Annotated in this window: 11 protein-coding genes; 7 read left to right on the top strand and 4 right to left on the bottom strand. The window is 66.9% G+C overall.

The features are described 5' to 3' along the window. Positions 1-10 precede the first annotated feature (10 nt). Entirely contained in the window at positions 11-286 is a 276-nt protein-coding gene (locus tag DSM104440_RS13600) for a hypothetical protein (RefSeq protein ID WP_212758075.1), read from the bottom strand. Between the two features lie 151 nt (positions 287-437). Here DSM104440_RS13600 and DSM104440_RS13595 point away from each other — a divergent pair, with 151 nt between their 5' ends. From DSM104440_RS13595 to DSM104440_RS13590, 3 genes are read left to right on the top strand one after another with little or no spacing between them, the layout of a single operon-like run. Beyond that, the gene (locus DSM104440_RS13595) at positions 438-2,249 is read left to right on the top strand and encodes a GGDEF domain-containing protein (RefSeq protein ID WP_171163520.1); all 1,812 of its coding nucleotides are present in this window, start codon (positions 438-440) and stop codon (positions 2,247-2,249) included. Positions 2,250-2,275: 26 nt separating this feature from the next. Then, the gene (locus DSM104440_RS19320; protein WP_212758074.1) at positions 2,276-3,622 is read left to right on the top strand and encodes a M28 family metallopeptidase; all 1,347 of its coding nucleotides are present in this window, start codon (positions 2,276-2,278) and stop codon (positions 3,620-3,622) included. Continuing rightward, a complete protein-coding gene (locus DSM104440_RS13590) occupies positions 3,619-4,851 on the top strand; it encodes a TCR/Tet family MFS transporter (RefSeq protein WP_212758073.1) in 1,233 nt (410 codons plus the stop codon). The genes DSM104440_RS19320 and DSM104440_RS13590 overlap by 4 nt, the downstream gene beginning before the upstream one ends. A gap of 3 nt (positions 4,852-4,854) precedes the next feature. Here DSM104440_RS13590 and DSM104440_RS13585 read toward each other — a convergent pair whose 3' ends face one another. From DSM104440_RS13585 to cls, 3 genes are all read right to left on the bottom strand, one after another. Further along, positions 4,855-5,328 (bottom strand): hypothetical protein, encoded by a 474-nt coding sequence (locus DSM104440_RS13585; protein WP_171163518.1) that lies wholly within the window; start codon positions 5,326-5,328, stop codon positions 4,855-4,857. Between the two features lie 269 nt (positions 5,329-5,597). Continuing rightward, complete coding sequence (locus tag DSM104440_RS13580) at positions 5,598-6,239, bottom strand: GDSL-type esterase/lipase family protein (RefSeq protein WP_171163516.1); 642 nt, start codon at positions 6,237-6,239, stop codon at positions 5,598-5,600. Beyond that, entirely contained in the window at positions 6,239-7,681 is a 1,443-nt protein-coding gene (gene cls, locus DSM104440_RS13575; protein ID WP_171163514.1) for a cardiolipin synthase, read from the bottom strand. The genes DSM104440_RS13580 and cls overlap by 1 nt, the downstream gene beginning before the upstream one ends. Before the next feature lie 74 nt (positions 7,682-7,755). Between cls and DSM104440_RS13570 the strand changes: the two genes are divergently transcribed. The 4 genes from DSM104440_RS13570 to asnS all read left to right on the top strand — a co-directional run bounded on the left by DSM104440_RS13570 (position 7,756) and on the right by asnS (position 15,573). Next, positions 7,756-9,234 carry a M20 family metallopeptidase gene (locus DSM104440_RS13570; protein WP_171163512.1) on the top strand — a complete coding sequence of 493 codons (1,479 nt, stop codon included), beginning with the start codon at positions 7,756-7,758 and terminating at the stop codon, positions 9,232-9,234. Continuing rightward, positions 9,231-10,400, top strand: a complete 1,170-nt coding sequence (locus tag DSM104440_RS13565) for an efflux RND transporter periplasmic adaptor subunit (protein WP_171163510.1) — start codon at positions 9,231-9,233, stop codon at positions 10,398-10,400. Before DSM104440_RS13570 ends, DSM104440_RS13565 begins: the two co-directional genes overlap by 4 nt. Next, on the top strand, positions 10,397-13,513 hold the full coding sequence (locus DSM104440_RS13560) for an efflux RND transporter permease subunit (protein ID WP_171163508.1): 3,117 nt from the start codon (positions 10,397-10,399) through the stop codon (positions 13,511-13,513). The genes DSM104440_RS13565 and DSM104440_RS13560 overlap by 4 nt, the downstream gene beginning before the upstream one ends. 659 nt (positions 13,514-14,172) lie before the next feature. Continuing rightward, on the top strand, positions 14,173-15,573 hold the full coding sequence (asnS, locus tag DSM104440_RS13555) for an asparagine--tRNA ligase (protein WP_171163506.1): 1,401 nt from the start codon (positions 14,173-14,175) through the stop codon (positions 15,571-15,573). Positions 15,574-15,575 lie beyond the last annotated feature (2 nt).

Genomic DNA, 15,575 nt, shown 5'->3' with positions numbered 1-15,575 from the left:
CCATTAATTTCTATTTCGCCTTCAGGCCCTTCTGGAGCAGTTCCGCGGTGATTTCGTTGAGGCCCACGCCCTTCTTCTCGGCGGCGGCCCGGACGTCCTTGATGAGATCGCCGTGCAGTTTCACCGCGAAGGGGATGAGACCCGCCTCGCGGTCGCGCTCGCGCTGCTCGCGCCGGTCCATCGTCATGCCCGAATCCTTGCCGAACCGGTCGGGAATGCCCTTGCCCGGCCCTCCGAGGATGGTCTTGCCCTTGGCTTTGTCCAGATCCGCTTTCTTCATGCTCATGCCGTGCCGCTCCCGCTTTCAGTGAACCCGCATTGTATCGGTCCGCACTGATGGTAAAGCGTCCTTCTGCGATTGCAGGGATAATCGCGCCGACGAGAACGACGGCCTCCCGGTGCTCCGCTTCCTCGCAATCCCATTCCTGCCATTCGTATTGGCCTTTTCGGCGCCGGCACCCGCGGCGAGCGCCCGGGACGAGACGCGCGAGCTGGAGCTGCTCGTCTCCGACCACCCGAAGAAGGCCGCGCGCGATGCCCAGGCGTGGCTCGCGGAAGGCCAGCGCACCAGGAACCGGCACCTGGAGCTGAAGGGGTTGCGCCTCCAGGCGCTCGCCTTCGAGCAGGTCGAGGACACCGAGCGGCTGCTCGAAGTGGCGCTGCGCGGCATCGCCCTCGCGCGCGAGCTCGACTACCCCGTAGCCGAGGTGCAGTTCCTCGCCGCGCGCGGCACCGCGCGAATGCTCGAGGGCAAGTACGCCGATGCCGCCCGGGACTACGAGGACGCCTCGCGCCTGGCGCTGCAGAACAAGCTCGAGGACGACGTGGCGCGCGTGAACATCAACCGCAGCCAGCTCTTCCTTACCCTGGGCCGCATTCCCGAATCGCTCGATTCGGCGATGCGCGCCTACTCGCATTTCGAGTTGCGCGGCGACAGCTACGCGATGGCGCTCTCGCTCTCGGCGCTCGCCAACGTCCACAGCCGCGATACGGCGAGCGCCGCGGACCTCTCCCGTGCGGCCGAGCTGCACCAGCGCTCGCTCGAACTGCTCGGCTCCAACGCTGGCCGCTACGACCTGTCGACCGATTACTTCAATCTCGGCACCGTCTACCTGCGCCTCAAGGATCGCGACAAGGCGCGCGGCTATTTCGAGAAGAGCCTCGATGCCTCGCGCGGACTCGAGGACCCGGTAGGCGAAGCCTATGTGCACCACCGCCTCGGTACGCTCGCGCGCGAGCAGGGCCAGCCGAAGGAAGCGCTGGCGTTCCAGGACAAGGCGCTCGCGGTCTTCAAGGACAAGGGCAACCCCGTGATGGAGCTCCGAACGCAGCTCGCGCGCGCCGAAGTCCTCTCGGTCCTCGATCGGCGCAAGGAAACCCTCGAAGCGCTCGACAGCGCGCGCGTGTTGTACGAAAAGCTGCAATCGCCGCGGCTGCAGTCGATGCTTCACGAGGTCGCGGCGGACATCTACGCGCGGTTCGGCGACTACGAGAAGGCGTTCGCGGAGACCAAGGCCCTGCGCGAGGCCGAGCGGTTGCGCGAGGAGATCGCGCGCGAAGAGCGCTCGGCGGAACTGCAGGCGCGCTTCGAGCTGCGCCAGAAGGAAGCGGAGAACGCGCTGCTGCGCTCGCGCGAGCGCGAGTCCGAAGCCCGCAACCTGGCCCTCGTGCTCTCGCTGCTGCTGTCGCTCGTGGTGCTGGGCGCGCTCGGCGCGGCACTCGCCGGCTACGTGATGCGCCATCGCCAGGTCAGCACGCTCGCCGCGCGCGACGACCTCACCGGCATCGCCAACCGCCGCAGCATCCTCGAGTACGCGCGCCAGCAGCGGCGCCGGCGCATCTCCGATGGCGACGCGCTCACGATCGCGGTGATCGACCTCGATCATTTCAAGCAGATCAATGATGACCTCGGCCACGCGGTGGGCGACAAGGTGCTCGTCGCGTTCGCGCAGACGTGCACGCAGCAATTGCGCGCCGGCGACCGTCTCGGCCGCTTCGGCGGCGAGGAGTTCCTGCTGGTGATGCCCGGCGCGGACCTCGCGCAGGTGCCGTACGTCTTCGAGCGTCTTCGCCGCGCGATGCACGATCGGCCCGTCGAGGGCGTGCCCGCGGATCGCAAGGTCACCTTCAGCCTGGGTGCGACCGAAGCGCGCGGGCTCGCCGACGATCTCGAGAGCCTCATCCAGCGCGCCGACCGCGCGCTCTACCGCGCCAAGGAAGCCGGTCGCGACCGCTTCGAAACGGGTTAGACTCCGCGGCGCGAAAGGAAACTCCCATGCGCCTCCTCGTTGCCTCCCTCCTGGTCCTCGCCGCCGCTTCCGCGCAGGCCTCCGACATTACCCGCGCGGTCGTGGCCGACGTGTCCGCGACACGCATCGAAGCCTACATCCGCAAGCTCGCGGCCTTCGGCACGCGAAATTCGCTGTCGGACACGGTGAGCGAGACGCGCGGCATCGGTGCGGCGCGCCGCTGGATCAAGGGCGAGCTCGAGCGTTGCGGCAAGGAATCCGGCGGCCGCCTCGAAGTCGCGTTCGATACGCACCACATCGCCTCCGCGCCGCGCGTCCCGAAGCCCACCGACATCGTGAACGTCGTGGCCACGCTCCGCGGTACGCAAGCCGAGAGTGCGGATCGCATCTACGTGGTGAGCGGCCATTACGACTCGATGCCTTCGAGCCCGACCGATGGCGTGACCGATGCGCCGGGCGCGAATGACGACGCCTCGGGCACGGCCGCGGTGATGGAGCTCGCGTGCGTGATGTCGAAGCACAAGTTCGATGCGACGCTCGTGTTCATGACGGTCGCGGGCGAAGAGCAGGGCTTGCTCGGTGCGCGCGGCTTCGCGAACGCCGCGAAGGCCAAGGGCCTCAACATCGCCGGCATGTTCACCAACGACATCATCGGCAACACGAAGAGCGCGGACGGCAAGGTCGATCGCTCGCGCGTGCGCCTGTTCGCGGAAGGAGTCCCTCCCGGCAAGGAGAATGCCGACGAGTTCATCGCGCTGCTGCGCACCGGCGTGGAGAACGACCTGCCCACGCGGCAACTCGCGCGCCACATTCGCGACACGGCCGAGCGCTTCGTGCCGAAGATCAAGGTGGACGTGATCTATCGGCGCGACCGTTACCTGCGTGGCGGCGATCACTCGCCGTTCCTGGACGCGGGCTACGCCGCGGTGCGCTTCACCGAGCCCGTCGAAGACTGGCGCCACCAGCACCAGGACCCGCGCGTGGCCGACGGCGTGCAGTTCGGTGACCTTCCCGAATTCGTCGACTTCGCCTACACCGCCGACGTCGCGCGCGTGAACGCCGCGGCCCTCGCCCAGCTCGCCCTCGCGCCCGCCGCGCCGAAGGATGTCGAGATGGAAGCACTCCGCCTCGAGAACGACACCACGCTGCGCTGGAAGGCCAACACCGAGCCCGACATCGCCGGCTATCGCGTCGTCTGGCGCGAAACGACGGCGCCGTTCTGGCAGCACTTCAAGGATGTGGGCAACGTCGCGCGCGCGACGATCGAAGGCGTGTCGAAGGACAACTACCTCTTCGGTCTCCAGGCCTACGACCGCGACGGCAACCTGAGCGTCACGACCTACCCGAAGCCCGCGTTGCGCCCGCGCACGTGAGCGCCCGCCCGGCGGCGGTCCGCTTCATCTTCATCCTGGTGGTGCTGGATGTGCTGGCACTCGGGATCATCATTCCCGTGCTGCCCAAGCTCGTCGAGAGCTTCATGGGCGGCGATACGGCGCGCGCCGCGGAAGTGTTCGGCGTCTTCGGAACGGCGTGGGCGCTGATGCAGTTCATCTTCATGCCGATCGTCGGCGCGCTCTCCGATCGTTTCGGCCGGCGTCCGGTGATTCTCGTGTCGTGCCTGGGGATGGGTGTCGACTACATCTTCATGGCGCTCGCACCGACGCTGACGTTGCTCTTCGTCGGCCGCGTGATCTCGGGCATCACCGCCGCGTCCATCACGACCGCGTTCGCCTACATCTCGGATGTCACGCCGCCGGACAAGCGCGCGCAATCGTTCGGCATCCTCGGCGCCGCGTTCGGCCTGGGCTTCGTGCTCGGTCCCGCGTTGGGCGGCGTGCTCGGTGGCGTCGATCCGCGATTGCCGTTCTGGGTCGCGGGCACGCTTGCCCTCGCCAACGCCGCGTACGGATGGTTCGTGCTGCCCGAGTCGCTCGCGCCGGAAAAGCGCGCGCCGTTCGCGTGGAAGCGCGCGAACCCCGTCGCATCGCTGAAGCTGCTGCGCTCGCACCACGAGCTCTTCGGTCTCTCCGCGATGCTCTTCCTCATGAACCTCGCGCACATGGTGCTGCCCAGTGTCGCCGTGCTCTACATGGGCTATCGCTACGGCTGGGGCGAGGTGACCGTGGGTCTCGTGCTCGCGGGTGTCGGAATTTGCTCGATGGCCGTGCAGGGCGGGCTCATCAAGCCGATGGTCAAGCGCCTGGGCGAGCGGCGCGCGATCGCGTTCGGATTGCTCTTCGGCGTGGTGGGCTTCGCGATCTACGGTCTCGCGCCCGTGGGCTGGATGTTCCTCGTGGGCGTGCCGGTGATGGCGATGTGGGGACTTGCGGGTCCCACGGCGCAATCGATCATGACGCGCCAGGTGAGCGAATCGGAGCAGGGCATGCTGCAGGGGGCGATTGCGAGCCTGATGTCGATCGCAAGCCTCATCGGCCCGGGTCTCTTCACGCAGACCTTCGCGATCTTCATCGGGAAGGACGCGCCGTTTCACCTGCCCGGCGCCGCGTTCCTCGTGGCGGGAGCCTTGCTGCTCGCCGCCACGATCATCGGTTGGCGCGCTACGCGTCCGCGTGGCACGGACGCCAGGGCGCTCGTGGAGTAGCGCTCAGGGCGCCTCGAGCGACAACACCACCGGCCAGCGATACACGCCGGGCTGCGCGTCGCGCTCCAGCCTGAAGATGTACTCGACCCCGCGAGGCGCGGCGCGCGCCTTGCCGGCGTTCGAGGGCATCCGGACCACCGTGCCTTCGCGGCCGGCGGCCACGGGTTCATCGAGGCCGACGACTTCGACGCCATCGAATGCGGCACCGCTGAGTTGCGCGCGCAGCCGATAGCCCGCGCGATCGTTGGCGAGGATGTCCAGGCGAAGGCCGCGGACGGTGACATGCCCGAGCGCCACATCCTGCGCGCTGACTTCGAGCGTGGGCGGATGGTCGAGCAGCTCGAGCTTGAGGACACGTGGCACGTTGATCGTGAAGCGCAGTTCCGCGCCCGCGGCTGCCTTGCCGCGCGCGATTTGCGAGTCACCCGCCGCGGAGAGCGGCAGGGCCAGCATCAGGAACACGAGTGCTGTTCGCACCGTTCGCCTCCGGTCGTATCAGCGGCGCCTCGTCGGGCGCCACCGCTACTTCGTGGTGATCGGCTTCTCGGTGGCGAACTTGATGGTCTTACCGGCGAATGCGGGGGTGGCGAGGCCGGCGGTGGCGAGCGCGATGCCGTGCGAAAGGCAGCGATTCATGGTGTGGCTCCCTGGTCGTTTCTTATAGGTGTGACGACAAGGTAGGCCTCTGCGGCCCGGGCGCCAATGCTGCAGAAGTCTCCTTCGACCTGCGACCAAAGTCCCGGTTGCTAGACGGCGCCGGCCTTCCGGAGCACCTTCGCGATCGCCTCGGCGATCTTGCGATAGCCCTTGCCGTTCGGGTGGACGAGGTCGGCCTTGAGGGAGCGGTCGGTGAGCACGTCATTGAGCACGGCGCCCTCGACGGGGATCGCGTTCTCGCGGCCGATGTCGGCATAGAAGGGCAGCATCGTCGTGCCGATGCCCGCGGGCTTCGGCGTCGCGAGGATCATCACGGCAATGCCCCGCTCGCGGGCGAGCTTCACCATCGCGCGCACGTTCTCCGCGGTCTTCGCGTCGTCGAGCTTCCTCAGGAAGTCGTTGCCACCGTGGCAGAGCAGCAGCAGTTTCGGTTGCACCTCGTCGAGGACGCCGGGAAGCCGCGCGAGGCCTTCCTCGCTCGTTTCACCCGGCACGCCCGAGCGCACGACCTTGCGTTCGATGAGCGATTCGAGTGCTGCCGGATACGACTCCGAAGGGGAGGCGCCGGTCCCGAACGTGAGGCTGTCGCCGAACGCGAGCACCACGGCATTGGCATCGAGCTTCTCGAGCTTCGGGTAAGGCGACCCGCAGGCGGCGAGTGCCAGCAGCGCGGCAAAAATAAAGGGGACAGTCCCCTTTTCGGAAATGGGGACTGTCCCCTTTATTTTCATTACAGCACCGGCGACGAAAGCCGCGCGACCGATTCGAGGAAGGCGGCCACGCGCGCGCCGCGGCGCTTGCGGAAGGGCCGCGCCTGAGCCATGGCGCCGACGAAATGGCTCGCGAGCTGCTCGATGACTTCGTGGTCGTAGAACGCCGCGGCGACTTCGAAATTGAGGCGGAAGCTGCGGTTGTCGAGGTTGTTGGTGCCCACCATGCCCATCGTCTGGTCGACGACCATCGTCTTCGAGTGAAGCATCGGCGGCCCGTACTCGAAGACGTGGATGCCCGCGGCCCCCAGCGCCTCGCAATACGTTCGCGAGGCGAAGGTCACGACCTTCGAATCGCCCTCGAGGGGCACGATCACCTTCACGTCCACGCCGCGCAGCACGGCGATCTTCAGCATCGCCTCGAGCGGTTCATCCGGAATGAAGTAGGGCGTGGTGATCCACACGCGGTAGCGCGCGGTGGAGATGGCCGCGAGGAGGAACGCATGGAGCGATGCGCGTTCGTCGTCGGGGCCCGAGGCCAGCACCTGCACCGCGAGGCCACGTCCTTCATTGGCGGGCGGGAAGTAGTGCTTCACGTCCTCGAGATCCATCTTGAAGATGCCGCCCGAGTAGGTCCAGTTCTCGAGGAAGAGCCGCTGCAGCCGGCGCACCGGCTCGCCGTCGATGCGCGCCTGCATGTCGTGCCACGCGCCCTTGCCCGAGTGCACGGCGCTCACCGGATCGTGCAGGTTCTGCCCGCCGACGTAACCCACGGCGCCATCGCACACGACGATCTTGCGGTGGGTGCGGAAGTTCGCGAAGTTGAGGCTCGCGAAGGAAAAGCGCAGGCGGTTGAAGTGCAGCACCTCGCCGCCGATCGACGTGAGAGGCTTCCAGAACTCCCGGTCGGCCGAGCGCGAGCCCACGCCGTCGACCAGGATGCGGACCTCGATGCCGCGGGCGCGCGCCTCGACCAGCGCATCGCGCACATAGGCGCCGACGCGATCGGCTTCCCAGATGTAGTACTCGCAATGCACGTGGTGCTTCGCCACGTTGATCGCGCGCACGAGCGAATCGATGTAGACGTCGCCGCGGTCGAGCAGCTTCACGCCCGAGGCGAAGGTGGGCTCGCCCTGGCCCAGGCGGGCGACCACGCGCGCGAGGCCGTCGGCATCCTGCGAGAGCCGGGGCTTGGTCTGGCAGCACGAGGAGCGGATGTAGTCGGTGACCTTGCCCGCGAGCGAGCGGCGCGCGAGGCCGTAGCGGCGGCGCCGGCGGAGCAGGCGCCGCGGCCCGAAAACGAGGTAGTACAGGCCCGAAATGAAGGGCAGGGCGATGAACGCAAAGATCCAGGACAGTGTCGCAGTGGGGGAGCGGCGCTGGAGGAGGATCGTCGTGATGGCACCTACCACGAAGACGGCGTAGGCGGCGAACAGGACTTCATACCAGGACGGCACGCTCATGGGGGCACAGGATAACCGGACTCCGCGACCCTTCCCCCGGTAAAATGACCCCATTCCAAGAAAGACTTACGCGCATGACTGCTCGCCAGCCCCTCACCCCCGCAACCGGCCTCGATTCCGCGGCCCTGCTCGACCGCGTTTCGCGCCAGTGGGACGACGACATCGTCGGCCAGCTCGTGGAATACATCCGCCTGCCCGCGAAGTCCCCGCACTTCGATCCGGACTGGGAAAAGCACGGCTACATCGATGCCGCCGTCGCGCAGGCGAAGGCCTGGGTGGAAAAGCAGGGTGTCGCCGGGCTCAAGCTCGAAGTCATTCGCCTCGAAGGCCGCACGCCGGTTTTGTTCTTCGATATCCCCGCGACCGGCGGGCTCGAGGGCGATCGCACCGTGTTCCTCTACGGCCACCTCGACAAGCAGCCCGAGATGACCGGATGGCGCGATGGCTTCGGCCCGTGGATTCCGGTGATCGAGGACGGCAAGCTCTACGGGCGTGGCGGTGCCGATGACGGTTATGCGGTGTTCGCCGCGATCTCGGCCATCTCCGCGCTGGACGCACAAGGCGTCGCGCGCCGGCGTTGCATCGGACTCATCGAAACCTGCGAGGAAAGCGGCTCGTACGACCTGCCCGCGTACCTCGAGGCGCTGGCCCCGCGCATGGGCGATGTCGCGCTCGTGGTCGCACTCGATTCGGGTGCGGGCAACTACGACCAGCTCTGGGCCACGACCTCGCTGCGCGGCCTCATCAACGGAACGCTCACGGTGAAGATCCTCACCGAGGGCGTGCATTCGGGCGACGCCGGCGGCGTGGTGCCCTCGTCCTTCCGCATTGCGCGCAGCCTCCTCGATCGCATCGACGATTCGGGCACCGGCGTCGTGAAGTCGCCCTCGTTCCAGTGCGAGATTCCCGCCGAACGCCTCGAGCAGGCGAAGCAGGCCGCTCAAATACTCGGCGAAAGTGTATGGAAACGTTTCCCGTGGACCTCGTGCTGCAACGACGGCGAGACCGCGCGCATCTTCGCGCAGCCCGTCACGAAAGACCCCGTGGAACTCATCCTCAACCGTACGTGGCGAGCCGCGCTGGCTGTTACAGGTGCTGACGGTTTGCCCGCGCTCGAGTCGGCCGGAAACGTGCAACGTCCGTTTACCTCGCTGAAACTCTCGCTGCGCCTGCCGCCCGTCGTCGAAGGCCCCGCGGCCGCGCAGAACCTCAAGGACATGCTCGAAACCAACGTGCCTTATTCGGCCACGGCCTCGTTCGATGCCGATTCCGCCGCCACCGGCTGGAATGCGCCGGCCACCGCGCCCTGGCTCGCCGCCGCGCTCGATGGCGCCTCGCAGGCGCTCTTCGGCAAGCCCGCCGCGTTCATGGGCGAGGGCGGCACGATCCCGTTCATGGGCATGCTCGGCGAACGCTTCCCGAAGGCGCAGATGCTGGTCACCGGCGTGCTCGGCCCGAAGTCGAACGCGCACGGCCCCAACGAGTTCATCCACATCGAGTACGCGAAGAAAGTGACCGCGGCCACGGCCCTCGTGATCGCGGCGGCCCGATGACCGCAACCTCCAAGCGCCGCGTCTGGATCGCGACCTTCGTCGTGGTGCTCGTCGCCGCGGGCCTGGGCACGTGGTACTGGCTCGGCAGCAAGTCGTCGGAAGCGCAGGGCGCGCGCAAGGGTCCGGCGCCCATTCCCGTCGTCACCGCGAAGGTTGAAAGCCGCGACGTGCCGGTGAAGCTGCGCGCCAACGGCAACGTCGTCGCGCTGCAATCGGTCGAGATCCGCCCGCAGGTCACCAGCACCGTGCGCGCGATCCACTTCACGGAGGGCCAGTCGGTGAAGGCGGGCGAGCTCCTGTTCTCGCTCGACGCGCGCGCCGACGAAGCCAACATGCGCAAGGCGCAGGCGCAGGTCGAGAAGGACAAGGCGGACCTCCTGACCGCCACGCGCGACTTCGAGCGCCAGAAGGAACTCTTCAACCAGAAGTTCATCTCGCAGGCGGCACTCGACGTGGCGCAGAACAAGGTCGACACATTGCGCGGCCAGATCGCGGTGGACCAGGCCGCGGCCGATTCGGCGCGTGTCGCCGTGGGCTACAGCGAGATCCGCGCGACCTTCGCGGGACGCACCGGTGTGGTGAGCGTTCGCCCCGGCAGTCTCGTGCAGCCCTCGAGCCCGCCGCTCGTCACGGTGACGCAGGTCAATCCCATCCAGGTGAGCTTCACGCTGCCGGAAAAAGAGCTCGCGGGCCTGCGGGGCGCGATGGTCGCGGGCGCGATCGAAGTGAGCGTGCTCCTCGAGGGCGGCGGCGCGCCGCTCAAGGGCAAGCTCACGTTCCTCGACAACGCCGTGGACACCACCACCGGCACGATTCGCGTGAAGGCGGAGTTCTCGAACGACCAGGGCCGTCTCTGGCCGGGCATGTACGTGAACGTGGAGCTGGCACCCCGCACCATCGTGGGCGGCAGCGTCGTTCCGGTTCAAGCGGTCCAGACCGGACCCGACAACCGGTTCATCTATGTGGTGGGCGAGGACCGCAAGGTCACGCAGAAAACCGTGACGCTGGCCCTCGTCGATGGATCGATCGCGGTCATCGAAGGCGTTTCGCCCGGCCAGCGCATCGTGGTCGAGGGCACGCAGAACCTGCGCACCGGCACCAGCGTCGTCGAAGCCGACCGCGCGGGTGCTCCTGCGAAGAGTGGTGGCAAGGGGAAGGCGCCGTGAATTTCTCGGAACCGTTCATCCGCCGTCCGGTGATGACGGTTCTTCTCTCGCTCTCCTTCGTGGTGGCGGGCGTGATCGCCTATGACGACATCCCGATCGCGGCACTCCCCGCGTTCGATACGCCCACCATCCAGGTGTCGGCGAACCTGCCCGGTGCGAGCCCCGAGAACATGGCCGCCTCCGTGGCCACGCCGCTCGAGAAGCAGTTCGCCACCATCTCGGGCGTGAACATCATCACGTCGACCAGCACGCTCGGGAACACCCAGGTCACGCTCGAATTCGATCCGGACCGCGACATCGACAAGGCCGCGGTGGACGTGCAGGCGGCACTCTTCCGCGCCACGCGCTCGCTGCCCATCGAAATGACGAACCCGCCTTCCTACCGGAAGGTGAATCCGGCCGATTCGCCGGTGATCTTCGTCACGCTCACGTCGCAGGGCATGTCGCTCTCGGATCTCAACGCCTTCGCCGAGAACCTCATCTCGCCCACGCTCTCGACGATCACCGGTGTTGCGCAGGTCAACATCAACGGCCAGAAGCGCTTCGCGGTGCGCGTGCGCGTGAAGCCCGAGGCGCTCGCCACCCGCAACCTCACCATCGACGACATCGCGAACGCGATCCGCACGGCCAACGCGAACACGCCGGTGGGCACGCTCGATGGCGCCCGCCAGACGCTCACCATCCAGGCCAACCGCCAGATGGTGCGTGCCGCCGAATTCGCCAACATCATCGTCGCGACCCTCCCGGGTGGCGCCCAGGTGCGCCTGCAGGATGTCGCCGACGTCGAGGACAGCGTCGCGAGCACCAAGACCGCGAGCTGGTCCAACGGCGAGCGCGCGATCACGATGTCGATCTTCCGCCAGCCCGACGCCAACACGGTCGAGACGGTGGACCGCATCAAGGCCGCCGTGCCGGGTCTCGTGGCCCAGATGCCCGCGTCGGTGAACCTGCTGGTCCGCAACGACCGGTCGATCTCCATCCGCGAGGCGATCCACGACGTGAAGATCACGCTCGGCATCACCTGCGCGCTGGTGATCCTCGTGATCTTCCTGTTCCTGCGCCATCCGACCGCGACCATCATCCCGACGCTGTCGCTGCCGATCTCGCTCATCGGCACCATCGCGCTCATGAAAGCGGCGGGCTACACGCTCGACAACATTTCCCTGCTCGCGATCACGCTCGCCGTGGGCCTGGTGGTGGACGACGCGATCGTGATGCTCGAGAACATCGCGCGCCACGTGGAAGAGGGCGTCGAGCCCTTCGCCGCCGCCATCCGCGGTGCGCGCGAGATGGGCTTCACGATCGTCTCGATCTCGCTCTCGCTGGTGGCGGTGTTCATCCCGATCTTCTTCATGCCCGGCGTCATCGGTTCGCTCTTCCACAGCTTCGCGGTCGTCGTGTCGATGGCGATCATCGTGTCGGCGCTGGTGTCGCTCACGCTCATCCCGATGCTCGCGGCGCGCTTCCTGCACCGCTCGGACGAGAACGACCGGTCGCTGAAGCTCACCGAGTGGTTCGAGCGCGGCTACAAGCGCGTCCTCGCCTTGTACGAGCGCACCCTCGACAAGGCGCTCGGGCACACCCGCGTGATGCTCGCCGTGGCGGGCACGACGCTGGTGGCCACGATCGGCCTGTTCATCGCGATGCCCAAGGGCTTCTTCCCGACCGAGGACATCGGCCAGATGATCGTCACGGCCGAGGCCGTCGAGGACATCTCGTTCCCGGCCGTGGTCGTGCTGCTCCAACGCGTGGGCGATGCGCTGCGCGCCAACCCGGCGGTCGATACGGTCATCGTGAATGCGAACGACAGCAACGCGGGCCGCATCTTCGTGTCGCTGAAGCCGCTGGGCACGCGGCCCAAGATCGAGAAGGTGATCGAGGAATTGCGCGGCAGCCTGCGCTCCATCCCGGGCGTCACGGTCTACTTCAGCCCGATCCAGAACCTTCGCCTCGGCGGGCGCATTTCGAAGTCCCGCTACCAGTACATCCTGCGCAGCGTGGGTGACCGCGAGCTCCAGGACGCCGCCGACAAGATCATGGCCTCGATGCGCGCCGATCCCATCTTCCGCGACGTCACCTCCGACGCGCAGCTGAAGGGCCTGCAGGCGCAGCTCGACATCGATCGCGACAAGGCGAACCAGCTCGGCGTCCAGATCCAGGACGTCCGCACCGCGCTCTATTCGATGTTCGGCGAGCGCCAGGTCTCGACGATCTACACCGCCACCGATTCGTACAACGTCATCCTGCAGGCCGCGGACCCCGACCGCGCCGACGAGAGCGCGTTCGGGAAGATCTACCTGCGCGGCAAGAACGGCAACCTGGTGCCGCTTTCGAGCATCGCCACCGTCGAGCGCCGCGTGGGACCGATCGCGATCAACCACCAGGGCCAGCTCCAGTCGATCACGGTCGCCTTCAACCTCGCGCCGGGTGCGTCGCTCGGCGAAGCCTCGGGCAAGGTCGAGCGCTTCAAGGCGCAGGCGAACCTGCCGGGGTCGATCCTCACCAGCTGGGGCGGCGACGCCGCGGCGTTCCAGGCTTCGCAAGGCAGCCAGGTGTGGCTGCTCATCGGCGCGCTGCTGGTGATCTACGTCCTGCTGGGCGTGCTTTACGAGAGCTACATCCACCCGATCACGATCCTCGCGGGCCTGCCCTCGGCCGCCGTGGGTGCGCTGCTCACGCTGTGGATCTTCAACATGGATCTCTCGCTCATCGCGGTGATCGGGATCCTCATGCTGATCGGCATCGTGAAGAAGAACGCGATCATGATGATCGACTTCGCGCTGCACGCGCAGCGCAACGAGGGCATGGATCCGGCGAAGGCGATCCGCGCCGCCTGCGTGCTGCGCTTCCGCCCGATCATGATGACGACCTTCGCCGCGCTCATGGGCGCGTTGCCGATCGCGTTCGGCCTGGGTGCGGGCGCGGAGCTGCGCCAGCCCCTCGGCGTGGCGGTCGTGGGCGGCCTGCTTTTCTCGCAGGTGATCACGCTCTACATCACGCCGGTGATCTACCTCACGCTCGACCGCTTCTCCGGCAAGGGCCCGGTGACGACGGAGGTTGCGGATGCGCCGCAGTCGAGCGGGACGCCGGCGCCGCAGCCTTCCGGCGACTGAGAAAAAAAGCACTGTCATCCTGAGGGCTTCCGCAGGAGCCCGAAGGACCCGCTTTCCGACTTTCTTCCCGCGACCTCCGCCATCGATGGGTGTGGGTCGACCCGGGGGACCTTGCTTCGTCGGGGAGAGGATCGATCTCGCTACTTCATATGTCGCTCGAGATTCCTCGCGCACCGCCGTTCTGCAGCGATCGGTGACACCCCCTCTCGACCCACACCCATCGCTGTCGAAGGTCGCGGGAGGCTTCTGGCATCACCGCTCCGGTGAAGCCCCGTAGATAATTTGACGGTGCAGGCGGTGGCTGGTGCCGCCCTCGTCGATGAATGGCGATCGACATGACAGGCACACGCTCTCAAGTTGCGATCAGCGCCGCCCCGCTGTTGGAGACATCTCGATGGTTCCGGCGCTGAGCCATCGACGAAGGGTTGATCACGAGAGGCCCCCACCGCTTGCTGCAGGATCGCCGGTGCGCCAGGAATTTCGAGCGCAAGTTTGGGTAGCGAGATCGGCGGCGTTTGATGGAGAGGTTGGGGCCGGGTCGGGATCAACCCTTCGGCGATGGCCGGTCGCTATGCTCGAACAAGGGCAAGGCGACGATGATGAAGGCACGCATGGCACCCCTCGGATAAAATTCGACTTTCCGCATAGATAGCATCCCGATGACTTCGTTCTCCTGCAACGCCATTCTGTCAGGTCGCGCCCCGGCCGACGCGCCCGTGACGCTCAAGGGCTGGGTCCGCACGCGGCGCGATTCCAAGGCCGGCCTGTCGTTCGTGCACATCTCCGACGGCTCCTCGTTCCACCCGGTTCAAGTGGTGGCACCCGCCGCGCTCGCCAACTACGCGAGCGAAGTCCAGAAGCTCACAGCGGGTTGTGCTGTGGAAGCCACGGGCACGATCGTGCCTTCGCCCGCGAAGGGCCAGCCCTTCGAGATGCAGGCCACCGACCTCAAGGTCGTCGGCTGGGTCGAGGATCCGGACACCTATCCGATCCAGCCCAAGCCGCACACGATGGAGTTCCTGCGCGAAGTCGCGCACCTTCGCCCGCGCACCAACTCCATCGGCGCGATGACGCGCGTGCGCCACACGCTTGCCATGGCGATCCACCGCTTCTTCCACGAGAACGGCTTCCTCTGGATCCACACGCCGATCATCACCGCGGCCGATGCCGAAGGTGCGGGCGAGCTCTTCCGCGTCTCGACCCTCGATTTCGCGAACCTGCCGCGCACGCCCGAGGGCAAGGTCGACTTCACCAAGGACTTCTTCGGCAAGGAAGCCTTCCTCACGGTCTCGGGCCAGCTCAACGTCGAGAGCTACTGCCTCGCGCTCTCGAAGGTCTACACGTTCGGGCCCACGTTCCGCGCCGAGAACTCCAACACCAGCCGCCACCTCGCCGAGTTCTGGATGATCGAACCCGAGATCGCGTTTGCCGACCTCGCGCAGGACGCGTCGCTCGCCGAGGCGCTGCTCAAGTACATCCTCAAGGCGGTGCTCGACGAGCGCGGCGACGACATGGCGTTCTTCGAGGAGCGCATCGAGAAGGGCGTGATCGCGAAGGTGCAGGCCATCGTGGACAAGGAATTCGTCCGCATGGATTACACCGAGGCCATCACGATTCTCGAAAGCGCCAAGCAGAAGTTCGAGTACCCGGTAAAGTGGGGCACGGATCTGCAAAGCGAGCACGAACGCTACCTCGCCGAGAAGCACGTCGGCGGCCCGGTGATCCTCATGAACTACCCGAAGGAGATCAAGGCCTTCTACATGCGCATGAATGACGACGGGAAAACGGTGGCGGCGATGGACGTACTCGCCCCCGGCATCGGCGAGATCGTTGGCGGCAGCCAGCGCGAGGAGCGCCTCGATCATCTCGACGCGCGCATCGCGCAAATGGGCCTCGATCCGCACGGCTACGGCTGGTACCGCGACCTGCGCCGCTACGGCTCCGTGCCCCACGCGGGCTTCGGCCTGGGCTTCGAGCGCACGGTGGCGTATGTCACGGGCCTCTCCAACGTGCGCGACGTGATTCCCTTCCCGCGCACACCCGGCAACGCAAGGTATTGAAA

The organism is Usitatibacter palustris, assembly GCF_013003985.1.
GTDB classification, from domain to species: domain Bacteria; phylum Pseudomonadota; class Gammaproteobacteria; order Burkholderiales; family Usitatibacteraceae; genus Usitatibacter; species Usitatibacter palustris.
Note: the sequence above shows the minus strand (reverse complement) of the source record. Positions and strands in the feature narration are given on the sequence as shown.